This window comes from Nitrosomonas sp. JL21 (assembly GCF_009833095.1).
GTDB lineage: Bacteria > Pseudomonadota > Gammaproteobacteria > Burkholderiales > Nitrosomonadaceae > Nitrosomonas.
This window is the reverse complement of sequence record NZ_QRCB01000009.1, coordinates 180,166-201,075: the sequence shown is the minus strand read 5'-3', so window position 1 is coordinate 201,075 and position 20,910 is coordinate 180,166. Positions and strand designations below refer to the sequence as shown.

Annotated in this window: 13 protein-coding genes and 1 other RNA gene; 12 read left to right on the top strand and 2 right to left on the bottom strand. The window is 51.4% G+C overall.

Annotated elements, in window-relative coordinates; all coding sequences use genetic code 11:
- The first annotated feature begins 282 nt into the window (after positions 1-282).
- Positions 283-1,650: a hypothetical protein gene (locus ABF87_RS04590; protein WP_160827946.1), complete on the top strand. Its 1,368-nt coding sequence runs from the start codon at positions 283-285 to the stop codon at positions 1,648-1,650.
- A gap of 77 nt (positions 1,651-1,727) precedes the next feature.
- Here the strand turns inward: ABF87_RS04590 and ABF87_RS04585 are convergent, their stop codons facing one another.
- The gene (locus ABF87_RS04585) at positions 1,728-5,033 is read right to left on the bottom strand and encodes a mechanosensitive ion channel domain-containing protein (RefSeq protein WP_240143513.1); all 3,306 of its coding nucleotides are present in this window, start codon (positions 5,031-5,033) and stop codon (positions 1,728-1,730) included.
- 581 nt (positions 5,034-5,614) lie between these two features.
- Here ABF87_RS04585 and ABF87_RS04580 point away from each other — a divergent pair.
- The 4 genes from ABF87_RS04580 (at position 5,615) to folK (ending at position 9,194) form a co-directional block, all read left to right on the top strand.
- Positions 5,615-6,298, top strand: a complete 684-nt coding sequence (locus tag ABF87_RS04580; RefSeq protein ID WP_160827945.1) for a hypothetical protein — start codon at positions 5,615-5,617, stop codon at positions 6,296-6,298.
- A 339-nt stretch (positions 6,299-6,637) separates the two neighbouring features.
- Positions 6,638-6,936, top strand: an RNA gene (rnpB, locus tag ABF87_RS04575) — RNase P RNA component class A.
- Between the two features lie 358 nt (positions 6,937-7,294).
- Positions 7,295-8,680, top strand: a complete 1,386-nt coding sequence (gene pcnB / locus ABF87_RS04570) for a polynucleotide adenylyltransferase PcnB (protein ID WP_160827944.1) — start codon at positions 7,295-7,297, stop codon at positions 8,678-8,680.
- A 10-nt stretch (positions 8,681-8,690) separates the two neighbouring features.
- The gene (gene folK / locus ABF87_RS04565; RefSeq protein ID WP_160827943.1) at positions 8,691-9,194 is read left to right on the top strand and encodes a 2-amino-4-hydroxy-6-hydroxymethyldihydropteridine diphosphokinase; all 504 of its coding nucleotides are present in this window, start codon (positions 8,691-8,693) and stop codon (positions 9,192-9,194) included.
- On the opposite strand, the gene ABF87_RS04560 is transcribed toward folK, so the two are convergent.
- On the bottom strand, positions 9,178-9,348 hold the full coding sequence (locus tag ABF87_RS04560; protein ID WP_160827942.1) for a hypothetical protein: 171 nt from the start codon (positions 9,346-9,348) through the stop codon (positions 9,178-9,180). The genes folK and ABF87_RS04560 overlap by 17 nt on opposite strands.
- A 250-nt stretch (positions 9,349-9,598) precedes the next feature.
- On the opposite strand from ABF87_RS04560, the gene panB reads away from it, so the two are divergent.
- The 7 genes from panB (at position 9,599) to ABF87_RS04525 (ending at position 20,898) form a co-directional block, all read left to right on the top strand.
- Positions 9,599-10,390 carry a 3-methyl-2-oxobutanoate hydroxymethyltransferase gene (gene panB, locus ABF87_RS04555; protein ID WP_160827941.1) on the top strand — a complete coding sequence of 264 codons (792 nt, stop codon included), beginning with the start codon at positions 9,599-9,601 and terminating at the stop codon, positions 10,388-10,390.
- A 12-nt stretch (positions 10,391-10,402) separates the two neighbouring features.
- Entirely contained in the window at positions 10,403-11,233 is an 831-nt protein-coding gene (panC, locus tag ABF87_RS04550) for a pantoate--beta-alanine ligase (RefSeq protein WP_160827940.1), read from the top strand.
- Between the two features lie 68 nt (positions 11,234-11,301).
- The gene (dnaA, locus tag ABF87_RS04545) at positions 11,302-12,678 is read left to right on the top strand and encodes a chromosomal replication initiator protein DnaA (protein ID WP_160827939.1); all 1,377 of its coding nucleotides are present in this window, start codon (positions 11,302-11,304) and stop codon (positions 12,676-12,678) included.
- A 188-nt stretch (positions 12,679-12,866) separates the two neighbouring features.
- Positions 12,867-13,982, top strand: coding sequence for a DNA polymerase III subunit beta (gene dnaN, locus ABF87_RS04540; RefSeq protein WP_160827938.1), 1,116 nt, complete (start codon positions 12,867-12,869; stop codon positions 13,980-13,982).
- A 76-nt stretch (positions 13,983-14,058) separates the two neighbouring features.
- Positions 14,059-16,473, top strand: coding sequence for a DNA topoisomerase (ATP-hydrolyzing) subunit B (gene gyrB, locus ABF87_RS04535; RefSeq protein WP_160827937.1), 2,415 nt, complete (start codon positions 14,059-14,061; stop codon positions 16,471-16,473).
- Between the two features lie 182 nt (positions 16,474-16,655).
- Positions 16,656-19,649 (top strand): type I restriction endonuclease subunit R, encoded by a 2,994-nt coding sequence (locus tag ABF87_RS04530; protein WP_160827936.1) that lies wholly within the window; start codon positions 16,656-16,658, stop codon positions 19,647-19,649.
- Positions 19,636-20,898 carry a restriction endonuclease subunit S gene (locus ABF87_RS04525; protein ID WP_160827935.1) on the top strand — a complete coding sequence of 421 codons (1,263 nt, stop codon included), beginning with the start codon at positions 19,636-19,638 and terminating at the stop codon, positions 20,896-20,898. Before ABF87_RS04530 ends, ABF87_RS04525 begins: the two co-directional genes overlap by 14 nt.
- Positions 20,899-20,910 lie beyond the last annotated feature (12 nt).

Here is a 20,910-nt window from a genome sequence, read left to right as displayed (position 1 = left end):
TTCATTCTTCTTACGGGGGAGTTGTCTTGCACGCAGCATCAAGAAACTCTGAAAAAAACTACCGCCCTCGGTCGTCAGATTGCGTTGAAATCGGGCTCAAAATGTTCATTGACTCCCGAAAATTATGGACGTTGAACCGCTTCGCCCAGTCTGACCGCCGCTTGCTGTTTTTTTCAGAGTTTTCTTGGGTAATTGATTTTCAGGATTGATCTCCCCTTTTTCGCAGTCGCGTACATCGTAACAACGGCACATGACTTTTTCACAATTTACGAGGTGATCAATATGAAATTCTCTGACATTCAAGCATCAGCTTCGCGCATCAGCAAAAGATTCCTTATCACTACCGCAGTAGCGGCATCATTGCTCGGCCTCAACATTCCATCGGCCCAATCGGCGCTGACCGGCAAGGGATTGATCCACCCCATCAATCACTTCCCGACGTGGTTTTCCGATGCCAACGGCGTCACCTTGCAGTTATGCTTGGACGGCGATGGCGCTACTGGCATGTGCTTTTACGATCCGGTGATACCTGGCAATCCCACGTCTCAAGCTACTGGTTTTGGAGCCGAAGCGTTCTGGTGGGCAGCGGACGCCCGTTTGGATCTTGCCGGCGGCGGACAAGCGATTTTGGTGCTGGGATTGGAGGCTGCCTATGGCGCTGGAGATCCGGCACCGAACGATCAGTTCGCGTTTGGCCGCATCCGTTTGCGGGCCGATGTGCCAGCCGATGGAGAATATAAAATCTGGCATCCCTTCCTCAATGAAGCCACCGGCTGTCTGCCCGAAGTCTATCAAGCCACGGCTGGAACCAAAGCCATTAACGTCACGCGCGATATCGGCGGCGGTACACCGTTTGAAACCATGCTCAGCGGCGAAGTCGGCCCCTTCCTGATATGGGATCCAGCCATTGCTCCCGCTGCGCCCACAGGGTATGTCGGTGATCCGAACATCGAGCATGCAGTCGTCGGCGGTCATTGCAATATCAACTATTTCCGCATCGAAGGCCCTGCCGGCGTCGACTTGGATGGCAACGGCAACAATGCAGTGCAAACCAATTTATTCTCTGTGCAAGGCAAGATCTTTGACGAGTCGAATACACCGCCCGGCATAGAATCGGTGCGTGTCAGCTATTTTCGCAGCACCAACAACAACACCGGTGTCACGACATCGCGTATCAACACCTGGGCTAAAGCGCCACCTCATGCGAGCGTCAAACTCCTCAACCCGCAAAGTCATCAAAACACCCCGATGGTATTCGATGGAGAGAGCACATTCTTCAAGCGCATCGCCTTGAATGCCGCCAACAGCAATCCGATGCCGGCGCAACTCACGGTCACCGCGCTCAGCGCCGGTGGACTCAGCACCACACAGGACATCCGTCTGGTTGATCAAGTGGACATCCAGCTTGCAACCTGGGCAGCCGCCGCGCAAACCCTCAGAGTGGTAGCACTCTCAAGCGACAAGATCGCTTTAAATTCCGGCGCAATTCCAGAGTTGACCTTGCGAGTCGGAGCCGATACCTTTCCGATGCCGCAATCCGGTGCGGTTGGCCGCTATGAAGTGATACTAACTGGCATTGCCGTGCCGCCAGCGCATGTGACGGTTACTTCTTCGAAAGGAGGTAGCGCCACTCAAGCAATCGCGGATTAGGGTAGCGGGCGCTTATTGCCCGCGATGGTATTCCAGCATCCCGGGCAATAAGCGTCGCAGCAGGCCATATATGAGAATCAAGCTGCAGATGGTGGCGCAAACTCGATGCCACGCTCGGCAAATAAAGCCGTAATCCGGGTATTGATCGCATTTTGAACCTCCATCCGATCGCCGACGGCATTCACAAATACCCGCAATTCAAATTCGAGCGCATTGGCGCCAAACCCGACAAACCAGCACGATGGTTCAGGCTCGGTCAATACTCGTTGATCTTTGACGGCCGCTTGTAAAAGTACCGACCGCACCGCGTCCACATCGCTGCCATACACAACTCCCACTTTGATCACGACCCGGGTGATCGTGTCGGTCAATGTCCAGTTGGTCAGCTGACCGGTAATGAAGGTTTTATTCGGAATCACGATTTCCTTGTTATCGAAATCCAGAACGGTCGTGGCGCGCGTACGGATACGCGTGACCCGCCCGGAAAAACCGCCGACGGTGATCACATCGCCGACCCTGAACGGCCGCTCGAACAGCAAAATGATGCCGGACACAAAATTGGCAAAAATTTCCTGCAAGCCAAATCCCAGACCAACCGTCAACGCAGCCGCCATCCACTGCAGTTGCGACCAGCGCATGCCGAGAAAACTCAGGCCTACTAAGGTACCGCCAATGACGATCGCATATCGCAATACGCTGGTAATGGCATAGCGCGAAGCGGCATCGATGCGGATATGCGATAACAAGCTGATTTCGATCAATCCCGGCAGATTGCGGGCACCGGCAGTAGTCAACGCCAACGTGACGAGGCCCAGCAGCAACGCCATGACGGTCACCGGTTGCTGAACCGTGGCGCCATCGGCGCCGGTTTCGCTGAAATGCCACAAGACGATTTCATCCAGCCGCGTAATGGCGGGCAACAGATCAACCCATACCCAGATCAAACCCAGCGCCAGCATGGTAAGGCGCAGCACGCGCAACAGCCGCTGCGTTTGGGTATTGACCTGCTCCAGCGTAATGTTTTCATCCGGTTCCGGCGTCACTTCCTTGGATTCCTCCGCCGCCTGAGCTGCAGCCTGACGGCGCTCCTCCACCCGGCGCAACGCCAGACGCCGCTCGCCAAGCAAAAACCAGCGTGCCAGCATACCGAGCGCGACCGCAATCACGACAATCACGTTGAAACTGGCTAGCAGCGACTGCAGAATCATGCCCGCCGAGAAGATATAGCCGGTCAGCGCCAATACAGCCACCGTAAGCAGCGATAACGGCAGCAGAATTCGCAATAATTTACGCAACGACGACGGTTCGCTGACGACGCCGCGAATCACCCAAAGCCGGCCCACATCGAGCAGGCGCCACAGGATCCACGCCAATATCACGCAACTGAGCACGAGCGCCAGCCGCGCCTGGATATCGATGGCCAAGTCCAGCTTGCGGATGAACGCCAGCGAACTGACGAAATATAATGGGAACACGATCATCGCGATCGACAACCAGCGGCGCAATGCGCTGCGCCGTTGCTTCGTCCAGCGGAAATGTGCATGGCCCAGGCCGTGCTCCATGCTGGTCCAGCGCAGCAATTGCACCGCCAGCAATGGCAATACCATCAGCATGCAGGTCTGACCGAGCGAATGACTGAAGCGGCCAGGATTGCCGATATCCTGCAACAGCTGTCCCAGCAACGCGAACGCTGCAGGCGCGGGCAAAGCAGCCAGAAAAGTCCAGATCAACACCTTGACGGTGGTCTGATAACTATCTTTGCGAACCTGGTAGGTGTCCGCCGCCAGCGCTTCAATCCGCCCGGGCGCGCGGCGACGCAACTCCAGCAACAGCAATACCAGCAATAGGCTGGCGATCCATGGCGCTGGCCGCTGCTGGAAGTCCTGCACGCTCAATGCCAGCACAGTCAAATAGCGCGACGGCTTGAGCAAGTCATGCACACCTTCCGGCAATCGTTGCACCCAGTCGCTGTCGACGATGCCATGGCCGGGAATCCATAGGAGGCGGCGATCCAGCATCTTCTGCAATTCCCGGCTGATTTTGATCTGCTCCTGCAGAGCCTGCTCACTTTGTTCCAATGCCGAAATACGCCGTTGCAGCAACGATTCCAGCAAAAACAACAATTCCACCCGTTTTTGCAATAACGGCTGCAACTGGGTCTTGATGTTTTCATTGACGCGCTCCGAATTTTCCTCGGCATGCGCATCCATCAATGTGCGGGCCACCATGCCGATGTCGAGCAAATCTCGTTGCTGTTCGTTCAACATCACTCGCTCCAAGCGCAAATCAGCCAGATCATCACGAAGTGCTATCAAGCGCTGCTGAAGATTGGCCGCCGGCTTCAAGCGCCGCCGCTCGCTCCACAACCAGCGGCCGACGCGTTCATTAGCGCTGCCCATGTCCAGCCGGACGCGGCTGTCCTGTAAATTCACGGCAATGCGCTCGCGCGCCTGCTCATTGCTGACCAACGCCGCCCGGTCTTGCGACAAATGCTCATTTTGCCGCATCAACTCTTCCCCGATGACGCGGTTGGTCGCCGCTGCGGAAGCAAGAATGAGATGGCTGCCGGTCAGCTCCTGCTCACGCTTTTCCAGTTGTTCGACCAGAGCTTCCAATTCACGCCGGCCACGGCTGGTAATGCGTTGTTGTAAATGCGCGACCCGTTTTTCATGCAATCCCATCCGGTAGCGCAATTCGCGCAACGTCAGTTCATTCAGGCTCTGGCGCTGCGTGGCGGTATCCTGCTCCGCCAGGCGCAATTCCAGCAGCGCTTCCAAACGGCGCTGCTCGCTGCTCCGGCGCAAGCGCCGCGCTTCATGCAGCGCCGCCGGCTCGTCCTTGGACGCCATCAGCGGCGCGGACAATTCTTCAATGCGGCGATGCAGCGAAGCGATTTCATCTTCGGTCTGCACCGGGCGCGACAACATCAACGCCAGCTCTTCTCCGGCCGTTTCGATTTGGGCGCGTAAATCCGCCACCATCGTGCGCTCGCGCTCAAGGATCTGCTCCAGCGTGTCGCCATCGGCATTCGCCGGTAAGCGTTTGGCCCATTCGAGCAATTCCTGTTCGTAGTTCGCGGCCAGCGCTTTCTGCAATTGCTCCATGCGCTTGGGCTGATCCGCAGATTCGGCGCGCAATTCGATCAAACGTTCACTCAATGCTTCCACTTCTTTTTCATCAGCACGCGCAGCTTCCAAATAGTCGATCGCCGTTTGGCGCTGGGCATCATCCATTTTGCTGCGATCCACCGCTGCCCGTGCCGCACTGATCGCCTTCGACACTGAAGCCTCAGCTTTCGAATGGGCAACGCCCGACAACAACATGAACAGGCACATCAATAAGAAAGGAAACAGAAATTTGTTATTAAGCCAGAACATACGCATGGGATAAGTCACTGTGAAAAAATGGGTACGGCTTTGTCAACTCCGAAGCTATTCGGATCGGCTGATGCGGCAATTTGCCGCATTGATTTTTATTGGTCTTGAAACAGAATGCGCGGGTAAAAGCATATAAGCATATCTTCTCAAAGCACAAGCTTTGTATTCTTACCTGAGGATTTCCTCAAATAAAGTGATACCAAAAGCAACAATAATGTTGATTTTTTAAGGAAAGAATGATCATGGAGTCATTGATGCAACCACCGCCCAGCATCACGCATCATCTGATTCTGCAAACTCTCGCGCTGCTGTCTTTTTCAGCTTTCCACACTGTCGCTGGCTGCACAGTACGATGCCAGTGAATACGAATATCGGTATTTCTAAGCCAACTCGAAAGGGTTCATAAGGGCATTGATTACACCGAATGATACCGTAATGCATCGAGGACATGGAAAGCAAGCGAATTTCCCTGAAAGCCACCCTGGAAAGTAAAGCGCATCATATTCTCACTGAGTTCAAGCGACACCGGTTAACATCCAAACTTATCGTAGAATTCGTATATTTAATCTTTAATAAGAGAATCTTTCATGAAAAACTTTTCCTGTAAGTTATTTTTAATCAGTATCCTTTTATTCAATGCCTCGTTATCTCAAGCAGATAGCACCGCAATAACGAAATTTTCAACCCCTGCGGAATACTGTTTTCCTCAAACTTCGTTACGCGGTGGATTTGACAAAATCATTCTCGATCATCATGTGATCATCTCTCCGGAAGATCATTTCAAGAACGGTGATGTTTTCGTAGGCGCGCGGTTCAAGAGCAAACCTGATGTTCTGTGGCTCACAGATGGTTTTTCGTGGTGGAATATCGATGATAACCATGAAAATGCCGGGCCTAAGTCGTATACCAGCGGTAAATTGCAACCCATCGTGCCCACTTCGATTTCGTATAATCCAGTCGATGTGACTGAATTCATTGAAGATGGTGAAATATGGGTGGGTTATGGCCTGCGATCGGAGAGTGAAACCTGGCGTGAATCATTTGAAGATATGAAACGCAGTCAGCGTTTTAATCTGGTATGGGAAATCGGTGTTCCGGGTTTTTCCTTTCCGAGCGCCGGATTGCATGGCGTATTGCCGAATATCTGTCTGACCGCAACCGAGATGAAAACAATCGTCCTCATTGTCCAAACGCCCATTGTGAACCCCGATACAGCAACCCCTGATATCGAAGCAGCCGAAACAATAGGAACAACAACCACCCAGCAATAAATCACAGCATCACTATAGAAAACTGATCCGGTCCAAATGCTGTTCCTGATCGGGTTAGTTTCTCCTCTGTGTACAACGTATTTTTTCGCTATTGAATCAAAACGAATTCTCATGATTAGCACTACATGGACACACGCAGAGATCGTTGACAAGATTTCTGTTTGTTCTGCAGGAAAGTTGTGCTTTCCTCTAACCCTGAGATGACTGTGAACATTCCTGTAAGCAATCATTTCTAAAAATTAATATAATCATGGACCTATTCCACACAAATAAGGGTGTAATAGAAACCACGCCTTAAATATCCCTCCTAGCCTAGAATATGTTGCTAGAATAACCGGCGAAGTTAGCCAGGCAGTCGCTGCCGCTGTTCAATCGGACGGCGGGGGAGGAAAGTCCGGGCTCCACAGAGCAGGATGACGGCTAACGACCGTCCGCCGCGAGGCGAGGAACAGGGCCACAGAGACGAGCGTATTGAGTTACGGTGAAACGCGGTAACCTCCATCCGGAGCAAGACCAAATAGGCAGGCGATGATGTTGCTCGCAGAGCCTGCGGGTAGGTTGCTTGAATGCGCGGGTAACTGCGCATCTAGAGGAATGACTGTCCACGACAGAACCCGGCTTATCGGCTAGCTTCACCCCAGAATGGGTCGAACTTCCAGGAAATTTGAAAAAATAGCCAGCCGCGATCAGCAAAAGGCTCAGCTTACGAGGCATCAAACATGATGGGTTTGATGTCAACGCGCTAAAATCGCGCGCAGCCGTTTTTCAGAATTTCCTAACGAACAGTGATTAACGCCGCAAACGAGGTGAAGCGGTCAGTGCACAGAACGCAGCAATCTCGACCTATCAATACGATAGGCAAGAAAATGGTGCATCGTGCATCGAAACAAATTCGCTCATGCAGTCGACGAATCAGAGTTTTTTTGATGGATTACCGCACATATGCAGAATGAATTGCCATGTATAATTGAAGCCGGATAATTTCAATAATTCATAATGATCCGTAAATTTCTTCATCAAGTATTCAGTCGCAAAACGCCTGCTTCCAGTTCGACCTCAACGCTGACCGTGATTCCCTTTAAACGTCATGGCATCCGTCGTCATCAAATCACGCCGTGCGCACTGAAAATCGCCACTCAGATCCAGCAAGCGGGGTTCTCGGCCTATATCGTCGGCGGCGCGGTGCGCGATCTGCTGTTGGGCCTCACGCCGAAGGATTTCGATATCGCCACCAATGCAACGCCGGAGGAAGTTCATCATATTTTCCGCCGCTCGCGCATCATCGGCCGGCGTTTCCGCTTAGTTCACGTGATGTGCGGCGCGGAAACGGTCGAAGTATCGACGTTTCGCGGCTCATCAACGGAGGAGGATGATCCGGTAGCGATACAGTTAACCGATCAGCATGGCCGGCTGTTGCACGATAACGTGTTTGGAAGTCAGGAGGAAGATGCGGCACGGCGCGATTTCACGGTCAATGCATTGTTCTATGATCCCGCCAAAGAAGAAATCCTCGATTACATGAAAGGTTATGAGGATATCAAGGCCAAGAGACTGCGCATCATCGGCGATCCCATACAACGCTACCGCGAAGATCCGGTGCGCATGCTGAGGGCGGTGCGGTTGGCATCGAAACTGGGCTTGCAAATTGAATCCGAAACCGCCAAGCCAATCGGCGATCTGGCGCCATTGTTGCATAACGTGCCGCCTTCGCGGCTGTTCGACGAAATGCTGAAATTGTTATTGTCGGGATACGCCTTGCCGTGCGTGGTCGAGTTGCGCGCCCGGGGATTGCATCACGGCTTGCTGCCGATGCTCGATGTCATTCTGGAGCAGCCGTTGGGCGAGCGTTTCATTACCATCGCATTGAAAAACACCGATGAGCGCATCCGGCAGAACAAACCGGTGTCGCCAGGATTTCTGTTTGCCATTCTGTTATGGCACGAAGTGCTGTCGCGCTGGAATTCCCTCCAAGCTGGCGGTGAAAAACCAGCACCGGCGTTATTCAAGGCCATCGACACGATACTGTCGATTCAACGCAATAAGCTCGCGATTCCACGCCGTTTCGATGCCGTGATCCAAGAAATATGGACCATGCAACCGCGGTTTGAAGCGCGCGCCGGGCGCAAACCGCTGCGCATGCTGACGCATCCACGGTTCCGCGCCGCTTTCGATTTCATGATGTTGCGTTGTGAAAGCGGCGAACTCAATGCCGAATTGGGCGAATGGTGGAAAACCTTTTTGTCCGCCGATGGCGATCAACGCGAAAAAATGCTCTCCAGCCAACCCGGTCCCAAACGAAACAAACGTCGGCGCAGCCGTAAAAAGGCGTCACCTTCCAACGATCCGGGATCGGATACGATGATTCCTGACACGCAACCGTGATCACTTCCGCATGACTAATTCCCCAAACCGGGCGTTCATCGCGCTGGGCAGCAATCTGGACAACCCGATCGATCAGGTGCAAGGCGCCTTTGAAGAATTAGCACAACTTCCGCATACAAGCCTGATCGGCCGGTCTTCGTTATATCGCAGCGCGCCTGTTGGACGCCTGGATCAACCGGATTTCATCAACGCGGTCGCCTGCATAGAAACCCTGCTGGCTCCCCTCGAGCTGCTCCATGCGCTGCTGGCGATCGAACAACGGCACGGGCGGGTGCGCGAATCCCTGAACGCGCCGCGTACGTTGGATCTGGACATTCTGATCTATGCTGATCTGCAGTGCGATGATAAGGCATTGACCTTACCGCATCCGCGTATGGTAGAGCGCGGCTTCGTACTCAAGCCACTGATGGAAATCGCGCCTGAGTGTGATATTCCGGGTCTCGGCCCTATTGCGCCCTTGAGCGCGGCATGTGATGACCAACGGCTCAAGCGGCTCGCTATTCCTTATCCTTAGCCATGAATTGATCGGCCTGTGATCTATATCGATTCAAGTCGCTATCATCTTCTGTCATTATCCATTGCGAGAATGAATAGATTTCTCCCACTGTCAATTTACTGAATTCGATTGCTTTCAGTTCCTCGTCCTTTTTTAGATCCAATTTATTCATAGTCGTGATCCATTCAAAAAATAATTACTCACATCCGGTTTCTTATGATCCACGCTTGCTGCATTTTGTAATGCATTCGTTAACCTACACTCAACCATAACGTTTTTCGTTATCGATTCACTGTGAGAAAAATCACGCCATTATTCAATTATCTGCCAAAAAAAGAAGGCGATTTTAAATGAAAGCTCTGTAAAATAGAATGCTAGGCACCTCGTAAGCATACAAACATCAGAGTTGAGTTGTTAAAAGCATGAAAACTACACTGGCGACACTGCAACAAATGGTCGAGAACAATGAAAAATTCACTGTATTGACCTGCTATGACGCGATTTTTGCCGACATACTTGAGAATGCAGGCATCGATGCATTGCTGATCGGCGATTCACTCGGAAACGTTTTGCAGGGCGAGAGCACGACGTTATCAGTCAACATGGAGGACATGCTCTATCACACGCGGTGTGTCGCGCGAGGTTCTACCAAAGCATTCATTATCGCCGACATGCCCTTCGGCAGCTATCAGATATCGCCCCAGCAGGCATTCGACAATGCCGCCCGGCTTCTTGCCGCTGGTGCGCACATGGTCAAAATCGAGGGTGGAAAAATCATGGCCGATACTGTTCAATTTTTGACCCAGCGGGGCATTCCGGTATGCGCGCACATCGGCCTGACGCCGCAATCGATACACCAGTTGGGCGGATATAAATTACAGGGCAGCACCGACAAAACTGCCAAACAATTGCTGGATGACGCCAAAACTTTAGAAAAAGCAGGCGCGGCCATGCTCTTGATGGAAGTCATTCCCGCCAAACTAGCCAGAAAGATAACCCATGCATTGCGGATTCCCACCATCGGCATCGGCGCAGGCGCAGACTGTTCGGCTCAAGTACTGGTGTTGCACGACGCACTGGGATTGTACCGCATCAAAAAACCTCGTTTTGTTAAAGACTTCATGGCTGGAGCTGGCAGTATACAGGAAGCCGTCAGCAACTATGTCAGCGCCGTCAAAACCGGCCAATTCCCAGCTCAAGAACATGAATTTTAATCATTTCCTGCTGTGAACATCTTCTCTGACATTGCATCGCTGCGCCAACACCTGAGCAGCGAACGGCACATTGCCTTTGTGCCGACCATGGGCAATCTGCACGCCGGTCATCTGGCGCTGATCAAGCATGCCAGGCAATTGTCGGAGTGTGTGGTGGTCAGCATATTCGTCAACCGGTTGCAATTTTTGCCGCATGAGGACTTCGACCGCTACCCACGAACCTTCGAGAATGACTGCAAACTGCTGGCTGGGCTTGATGTCAATACCCTTTTCGCGCCTGATGAAAAAATTCTTTTCCCTACGAAGCAAGAATTCTTGTTAGCATTACCCCCTGTAGCGGATATTCTCGAAGGAGAATTCCGTCCAGGTTTTTTTCGTGGTGTTGCAACGATAGTACTGAAATTATTCAATATCATTCAACCTAATCTTGCGGTTTTTGGTAAAAAGGATTATCAACAGTTGCATATCGTACGTGAAATGGTCAACCAATTGAATGTGCCGATTGACGTGGTCGCCGGCGAAACCGTTCGTGCATTGGATGGGTTGGCGCTGAGCTCCCGCAATCAATACCTGAACAAAGAACAACGCGCAGAAGCCTGCAATCTGTATCAAACGCTTCTTCACATCAAACAAGCCATCATTTCCGGCAATCAGGATTTTCTGACGCTGCAAGACAATGCTACTTTGCATCTCGCGACACGCGGTTGGAAGGTCGATTACATTCGAATCCAAAGACAGGATTCTCTCATGCCAGCTCACCCGGGCGACACTCGACTGGTGATACTGGGCGCAGCGTGGCTGAACCATACCCGCTTGATCGACAACATAGAAATAGACGATTAAAAATTTTTTGTACATTCACTTGTACGGTTGTTTTCCTCTAAAACCACGCAGCTCAAGAACAAAAAATTATGCAATCACTTCAAACCTTCTGGTTATCCTGCCTTGATCATTTCAAGAAAGAACTGAATGCTCAGCAATTCAACACCTGGATCAAGCCACTGCAGATTGACTCGGACCTGAACAGCGATAGTGAAGTCGTGCTGATTGCGCCAAATCGTTTCGTCTCTCAGTGGGTGAAGGATAACTTCATTGTGCATATCGAATCGATGGCGCAAGGCTATTTCGCCAAGCATATCCAATTTCATCTAAAACTTGCGGACTCGACCGAAGTCAAACAAGCCGCGCCCGAACCGGTTCCTGTAAAAATACCCGACCCTCCTAAACCGGTCAACAGCGCCCCGAGTCCACCTGCAGCCCGAAAGAATACCACCCGGCTGAACCCGGCTTTCACATTTGAGAATTTTGTGACCGGAAAAGCCAATCAACTGGCGCGGGCGGGCGCCATTCAAGTAGCGGAATCACCTGGCATCGCCTACAACCCATTGTTCATCTATGGCGGTGTTGGGCTGGGAAAAACGCATCTGATCCAGGCGATCGGAAATTATGTCCATGAACATAACAAACATGCCAAAATCCGTTACGTTCACGCCGAAAAATATGTCTCCGACGTGGTCAGCGCTTACCAGCACAAGGCGTTCGATAAATTCAAGCTGTATTACCATTCATTGGATCTGCTACTGGTCGACGATGTGCAATTTTTCGGTGGAAAGAACCGCACCCAGGAAGAATTTTTCTATGCCTTCAATGCATTAATAGAAACCCATAAGCAAGTCATCATCACCTGCGATTCCTATCCGAAGGAAATTTCCGGTCTCGAAGAACGGCTGGTATCGCGTTTTGGCTGGGGATTGACTGTCGCGGTGGAACCTCCGGAACTGGAAATGCGGGTCGCCATCCTGCTCAAAAAAGCAGAGCTGGAAAAAGTCCATCTGGATGAAAATGTGGCCTTTTTCATTGCCAAACATATACGCTCCAATGTACGCGAACTGGAAGGCGCATTGAAGCGCGTCCTGGCTTTTTCGCGTTTCATCGGCCAGGACATCACGCTGGATCTGGCCAAGGAAGCGCTCAAGGATCTGCTCGCCGTGCAAAGCCGTCAGATTTCGATCGAAAACATCCAGAAAACCGTGGCCGATTACTACAAGATCAAAGTATCCGACATGTATTCCAAAAAACGATCACGAGTGGTTGCCAGACCGCGGCAAATGGCCATGGCGATCGCCAAGGAGCTGACTTCTCTCAGTTTACCGGATATCGGCGAAGCCTTTGGCGGTAGAGATCACACGACAGTATTGCACGGTTATCGTAAGATCAATGAATTGCGCATTTCCGATCCTATCGTAAGCCGGGATTTCAACGCGCTGATACTCATTTTGAGGGGTTGATAACGATTGAATAGATTGTGCATAACTACGGTAAAAAAATGATCGCCATAGTTATCCACAATTTGTCCAGTTTTTATACAGTCATCATACAGACATCAAATCTATGCTATCTTATTGATATTCATTGGATGTCATAATTTATACATGAACTTTGCTGACATTATTTAATTATTATTATTTTTATATAAATGCTTTTAATCAAAACCAACAAAGATACCCTGTTAAAACCTTTGCAAACTGTCACCGGAATTGTCGAGCGTCGCCAAACATTACCCATCTTATCGAATGTTCTGATTCAGCAAAATCAGGAAAAGACCACTTTTTTGACCACTGATCTGGAAATACAGATCAAAACCTCGGCTGCGTATGATTCTTTGAACCCACAGAATTTTTCGTTGACCGTCGCTGCCAAAAAACTTCAGGATATCCTGCGCTCCTTGGCTAACGATGCTGAAGTAACCTTGACGCGCAAGGATGATCACTTGTACGTAAAATCCGGGCACAGTGCTTTCAATCTGCAAATTTTACCGGCGGAAGATTTTCCAGAAATTGCAGAAGAAGCCAAATCCGATGTTGTCGTGACGCTCAAGCAGAAGGAACTGAAAAATTTGCTGCATCATGTTCAGTTCGCTGTCGCACAACAGGACATCCGTTATTATCTGAATGGGCTGTTATTGTTGATCGAAAAGCATCACCTGATCGGTGTCGGTACGGATGGCCATCGCCTGGCCTATATCGCTACCCATCTGGACGACGCGCATGAAAAGCAGGAAGTCATTCTGCCGCGCAAGGCAGTGTTTGAACTGTCGAAATTGCTCAATGACAGCGACGATCCGGTCGAAATCGACTATTTTCAGAATAAGATCCGGTTTTCTTTTTCCAATATCGTTCTGACATCGAAAGTCATCGATGGAAAATTTCCGGATTACAACCGGGTAATTCCGACCAAGAACACCAAGCAGTTTGAAATCAATCGGTTGGTTTTACTGCAAGCGCTTCAGCGTGTCTCCATCTTGTCCAATCAGAGCGAAAAATTTCGCGGCGTGCGGCTGATCATCAATCCGAACAGCTTACGCATCGTGTGCAAGAACAATGAGCAAGAGGAAGCTCAGGAAGAATTGGAAATCGGCTATCAGGACGAGCCAATCGACATCAGCCTGAATATTACCTATCTGCTCGATTTATTGAACAATGTCGACAGCGAAACGGTGCACTGCGCATTTGAAAACGCCAACAGCAGTGTCCTGCTCACCATTCCCGGCAATACGGAATTTAAATATATCGTCATGCCGATGAGAATCTGACGGCCCGCCGACTGACCTGCTCCAAAGCGCCTCCTGGCATTGTTTTCTAATCATTTCATCACTTAACGCATTCAATATGACTAATCCGAACCAATCCAACGATACTTCACGCGACTACGATCAAGAAAGCATCAAAATTCTCAAAGGCTTAGATGCGGTACGCAAACGACCGGGCATGTATATCGGCGATACCAGCGATGGCACTGGCTTGCACCACATGGTGTTCGAGGTGGTCGACAACGCCATCGATGAAGCATTGGCGGGTCATTGCGATGAAATTACGGTCACGTTGCATCCGGACAATTCGGTCAGCGTGCTCGACAATGGCCGCGGCATTCCGACCGGCATCAAGCAGGATGACGAACTGAAGCGCTCGGCTGCGGAAATCGTGATGACCGAACTGCATGCCGGCGGGAAGTTTGACGACAATTCGTACAAGGTATCCGGCGGTTTGCATGGCGTCGGGGTATCGGTGGTCAACGCGTTGTCGGAATGGCTGAAATTGACCATACGCCGCAACGGCAAGGTGCATCACATGGAATTCCGCATGGGTGTGCCGATGAAGCCGCTGGAAGTCATCGGCGAAAGCGAACGCCACGGCACCGAAGTGCATTTTCTCGCCAGCCAGGAGATTTTTGGTCAGGTTGAATATCACTACGATATCTTTGCCAAGCGCCTGCGCGAGCTTTCTTTCTTGAACAATGGCGTCAAGATTCATTTGATCGACCAACGCACCGGCAAGGAAGAAAAATTCGCCTTCACGGGTGGCATCAAGAATTTCGTCGAATACATCAACCGCAGCAAAACCGTATTGCATCCGGCGATTTTTTACACCACCGGCGTGAAGGACAATATCACCGTCGAAGTGGCGATGCAGTGGAACGACAGCTATACCGAGCAGGTGCTGTGCTTCACCAACAATATTCCGCAAAAGGATGGCGGCACGCATTTGACCGGCCTGCGTGCCGCGATGACGCGCACGCTGAACAACTATATCGAAAAGAACGAATTGGCAAAAAAAGCCAAGGTGGAGACTTCCGGCGACGACATGCGCGAAGGCTTGTCATGCGTGTTATCGGTCAAGTTATTTGAACCGAAATTTTCCTCGCAAACCAAGGAAAAACTCGTGTCATCCGAAGTGCGCCCCGTGGTGGAAGAGGTCGTGACGCAAAAATTATCCGAATTTCTGCTGGAAAATCCAATCGATGCCAAAACCATCTGCAATAAGATCATCGAAGCGGCGCGGGCTCGCGAAGCAGCGCGCAAGGCGCGTGAACTGACGCGGCGCAAGGGCGTGCTCGACAGCATGGGATTGCCCGGAAAACTGGCCGATTGCCAGGAAAAAAACCCCGAATTGTGCGAATTGTATCTGGTCGAGGGTGATTCCGCCGGTGGCTCCGCCAAGCAAGGGCGTGACCGCAAATTCCAGGCGATCATGCCGCTCAAGGGCAAGATTTTGAACGTTGAAAAGGCGCGCTTTGACAAGCTGATCTCGTCACAAGAGATCATCTCGCTGATCACCGCGCTCGGAACCGGCATCGGCAAGGATGAATACAACCCGGACAAATTGCGTTACCACCGCATCATCATCATGACCGACGCGGATGTCGACGGCTCGCATATCCGTACGCTGCTGCTGACGTTCTTCTACCGCCAGATGCCGGAATTGATCGAGCGCGGCCATGTCTACATCGCGCAGCCGCCGCTGTACAAAGTCAAGCACGGCAAGAAAGAACGCTATGTCAAGGATGATCAGGAATTAAAGCAATATCTGCTGAGCCTGGCATTGACCGATGCCGAATTGCATACCGGCGATGACAAGCTGCCATTGAGCGGAGAGACATTGGAAAGCATTGCCCACGAATACATTCTGGCGGAAGCTGTCATCGAGCGCATGAGTCAAGTGATTGACCGGAACGTGATGTATGCGTTGCTGCGCCAGCCGGATGTCGACCTGAGCAACGAGCAGGCAGCGATCGATAGCGCCGCAAGACTGGCAGCGCGAACCAAGGACGTCCACATCGCCGCGGAATTTGACGAGGTACATGAACGATACCGGCTAAAAATCATCCGTATGTCACACGGTAACCAGATGATCAGCCATCTCGACAATGATTTCGTCGAAAGCGGCGATTATGCCCAGATCCAGAAAACCGCCCAGGTATTCGACGGCCTGTTGAGCTCGAATGCATACATCCAGCGCGGCGAGCGCAAGCACGCAGTCAGCGAATTCAAGCAAGCACTGGAATGGTTGCTGGACGAAGCCAAAAAGGGCCTCAACGTGCAGCGCTACAAAGGCTTGGGTGAAATGAACCCGAGCCAGCTCTGGGAAACCACCATGGACCCGCAAAACCGCCGCCTGCTGCGCGCGCAAATCGAAGACAGCATCCTGACCGACGAAATCTTCACCACGCTGATGGGCGATGTCGTCGAACCGCGTCGGGCGTTTATCGAGAGGAATGCGCTGCGGGCGACGAATATCGATATTTAGATATTTCAATTTTGTCGGATCGCAAAACTTATTAAGGGTACTTCGAAATGGTTTGCATCTGGTGGATCATTTTTATACGCCAGAAAGAGAGATGAGCGGATTGTGAAAACCGGCTGAGCGCTTCCGGCCGGTTAATCGGTTGGTTTTTGTAATGCGTACACAACCTATTTTGAACATTGCAAATGAGCACGAAAGAAGCCCAGATCGAACAAAGCTTAATTGCCAAGCTCACCAATCTAAAATATAGCTACCGCGCTGACATCCGTGACAAGGCAGCGCTTGAGCAAAACTTCCGCCAAAAATTCGAGGCGTTAAACCGCGTCCACCTTACCGATGCTGAATTCGCCCGTCTGCGCGACGAAATCATCACTACCGATGTCTTCACCGCCGCCCAGGCCTTGCGCGAGAAAGGCAAGTTCACCCGTGAGGACGGCACTCCGCTGGAATACATGCTGGTCAATATCCGGGATTGGTGCAAGAACGAGTTCGAAGTGATCAACCAGCTTCGCATCAATACCGATAACAGCCATCGCCGTTATGACGTTATCCTGCTGATCAACGGCCTGCCGCTGGTGCAGGTCGAACTGAAATCCCTGCAAATCAGCCCCCGCCGCGCCATGGAGCAGATCGTCGATTACAAAAACGATCCCGGCAACGGCTACACCAATACGCTGCTCTGTTTCATGCAGTTATTCATCGTCAGCAACGAAACCGACACGCGTTACTTTGCCAACAACCGTGACCAGCACTTCAGCTTTAATGCCGACGAGCGCTTCTTGCCCATTTACCAGCACGCCGACGAGAACAACAATAAAATCGGCCACCTGCACGACTTTGCCGACGACTTCCTCGAAAAGTGCAACCTGGGCCGCTTGATCAGCCGCTATATGGTGCTGGTGCAGAGCGAGCAAAAAATCCTCATCATGCGCCCGTATCAAATCTATGCGGTCAAGGCCATTGTCGAGTGCATCCACCAGAATCGCGGCAACGGCTATATCTGGCACACCACCGGCAGCGGCAAGACACTCACCTCGTTCAAGACCTCCACCTTGTTGAAAGACAACTCCGACATCGAAAAATGTCTGTTCGTGGTAGACCGCAAAGACCTCGACCGCCAGACCCGTGAGGAATTCAACAGATTCCAGGAAGGCTGCGTCGAGCACAACACGAACACCGAAGTTTTGGTGCGGCGCATGCTGTCGGACGACTACGCCGACAAAGTCATCGTCACCACCATCCAGAAGCTGGGCCTGGCGCTGGACGAAAACAGCCAACGCAACAAGGCCAAACAGAAAGAGGGTAAACAGACCTACAAGGAACGCCTCGAACCCATGCGCGATAAGCGCGTCGTCTTTATCTTCGACGAATGCCACCGTTCCCAGTTCGGCGACAACCACAACGCCATCAAAGCGTTCTTCCCCAAGGCGCAACTGTTTGGTTTTACCGGCACGCCCATCTTCGACGACAACGCCACTTATCAGCAGATTGACGGCAATATCGGCTCCTACAAAACCACCAAAGACATCTTCGAAAAGGAACTGCACGCCTACACCATCACCCACGCCATCGAAGACAAAAATGTCCTGAGTTTTCACATCGACTATTTCGGCAAGGAGGGCGACAAGAAACCGAAGAAGGGCCAAACCCCGCCGCCGGAAGCCGTCATCGACGCCATCCTGCAAAAGCACGACAGCGCCACCGACCACCGCCGTTTCAACGCGATACTGGCCACGGCCTCGATCAACCACGCCATTGCATACTACGCGCTGTTCAAATCCCTGCAGGCCAAGAAGCAGGCCGAAGATGAAACCTTCGAACCGCTGCATATCGCCTGTGTGTTCTCGCCACCGGCGGAAGGCAATAAAGATGTGCAGCAGTTACAGGAAGACCTGACACAGGAAAAGGCAGACAACCAGCAAGAACCGGAGCAAAAGAAGGCTGCGCTCAAAACCATCATCGACGACTACAACCGGCAATACGGCAGCAATCACACCCTCAGCGAATTCGATCTCTACTATCAGGACATACAACAGCGTATCAAGAATCAGAAGTACAGCAATGCCGACTACCCGCGCAAGAACAAGATCGACATCACCATCGTGGTGGACATGCTGCTCACCGGTTTCGACTCCAAATACCTCAACACCCTGTATGTCGATAAAAACCTCAAGCACCACGGCCTGATCCAGGCCTTGTCGCGCACCAACCGCGTGCTCAACGACAGCAAGCCCTGGGGCAACATTCTCGACTTCCGCTATCAGGAAGAAGAAGTCGACGCTGCCATCAAGCTATTCTCTGGTGCAGCCAAAGACCGCGCGCGGGAAATTTGGCTGGTGGACCCTGCGCCGGTGGTGGTGGAGAGATACCAGGCCGCAGTGGGCGAACTGGAAAAATTCATGGCCGCCAAGGGGCTGGCCTGCGAGCCCTCGCAAGTGGTCAACCTCAGGGGCGACACCGCCAAGGCCGAGTTCATCAACTGCTTCAAGGAAGTGCAAAAGCTCAAGACCCAACTGGAGCAATACACCGACCTCGACGACAAGAGCAGAAAGACCATCGAGCAGCAACTGCCCACCGACACCCTGCGCAGCTTCAAGGCCGCCTATCTCGACACCGCGCTGGAACTCAAGCGCAAGCAGGGCAAAGACGATGAAACGGATCCAGCGGTGCAGCAACTGGAATTCGACCTGGTGCTGTTTGCTTCCAGCCTCATCGATTACGACTACATCATGGGGCTGATCGCCAAATCCACGCAGAACATCGGCAAGCAGAAAATGACCCGCGCCCAGCTCATCGAGCTCATCAGCGCCAACGCCAACCTGATGGAAGAGCGCGAAGACATCATCGCCTACATCAACAGCCTGCCAACCGGCGAAGTGCTGAGCGAAACGGAAATCCGTGCAGGCTATCAGACCTTCAAGGCGCAACAGGCCGCAGTCGATCTGGCTCATATCGCCGACAAACACGGCTTGCCAACCGTCGAGCTGCAAGCCTTTGTCGATGCCATCATGAGCCGCATGATCTTCGACGGCGAACAGCTCACCGACCTGCTTAGTCCGCTGGGGCTGGGCTGGAAAGCACGGCGTGAAGCCGAACTGGCTCTGATGGCCGATCTGGTGCCCTATCTGCAAAAACTTGGCAGTGGCCGGGAAATTTCGGGGTTGAATGCGTATGAGTGAGCAGGAGAAAAAGGGTTTGGTTCCGGCATTGCGGTTTCCCGAATTTCGGAATGGTGGGGAGTGGGAAGTTAAGCAGTTAAAGCATGCTTGTGATATGCAGGCAGGAAAGTTTGTTCAGGCTTCAGAAATACAGGAGCGATCAAACGACAATTTATATCCGTGTTATGGCGGTAACGGGTTGCGTGGGTACACGAAAACATATACACACGAAGGAACCTATTCGCTTATTGGTCGGCAAGGCGCGCTGTGCGGGAACGTTAACCTAGTTTCAGGTCGATTTCATGCAACCGAGCATGCCGTTGTAACCACGCCTAAAGCTGGTGCGGATACTAATTGGCTTTTTTACAAATTAGTACTTCTAAACTTGAATCAATTTGCAACAGGCCAAGCGCAGCCTGGTCTCTCAGTTGAAAATCTTGAAAAGGTTGGGATTAATCTCCCTAGAGATATAGATGAGCAACAAAAAATCGCCAATTGCCTCACTTCCATCGACGAGCTGATCACCGCCCAAACCCAAAAGCTCGACGCTCTCAAGACCCATAAAAAAGGCCTGATGCAGCAACTCTTCCCCGCCGAAGGCGAAACCGTGCCCAAACTCCGCTTTCCCGAGTTTCGAGGTAAGGGGGAGTGGGAATTGAAAGAGCTGGGGCAGCTGGCAACATACACGAAAGGGTTTGCATTTAAGTCACAAGATTATCGAAGCGAAGGGATTCGAATTATTCGAGTTTCTGATTTGGGGGCAGAATTTATTAAACCAGATAGTGAAAAGGTTTTTATAGCCTCTGAGTTAGCTGGAGACTATGAAAGATACAAGCTTAACAAGGGTGAAATTATTATCACGACTGTAGGTTCAAAGCCAGAGTTGGTTGATTCTGCTGTTGGTCGTGGAGTATTTGTGCATCACTCCAATGAAGGTTTTCTTAATCAGAATCTCCTAAAATTGGAAGTTGTAGCAGAGGTTAATAGCAGATTTTTATTTTCCAATATTAATACTACTGAGTACCAAGAATTCATAGCATCAATTTCTCGCGGAAATGCAAATCAGGCAAATATAGCGGTGAAAGAGTTGATGAAATTTGAATTAAAAGTTCCTGGCCCTAATGAACAACAAAGAATTGCCAATTGTCTCATCTCTGTCGATGAGCTGATCACCGCCCAAACCCAAAAACTCGAAGCCCTCAAGGTTCACAAAAAAGGGTTGATGCAACAGCTTTTCCCGGCCGTGGATGACGACGGCATAGATACCTAAGCCGAGATGGAC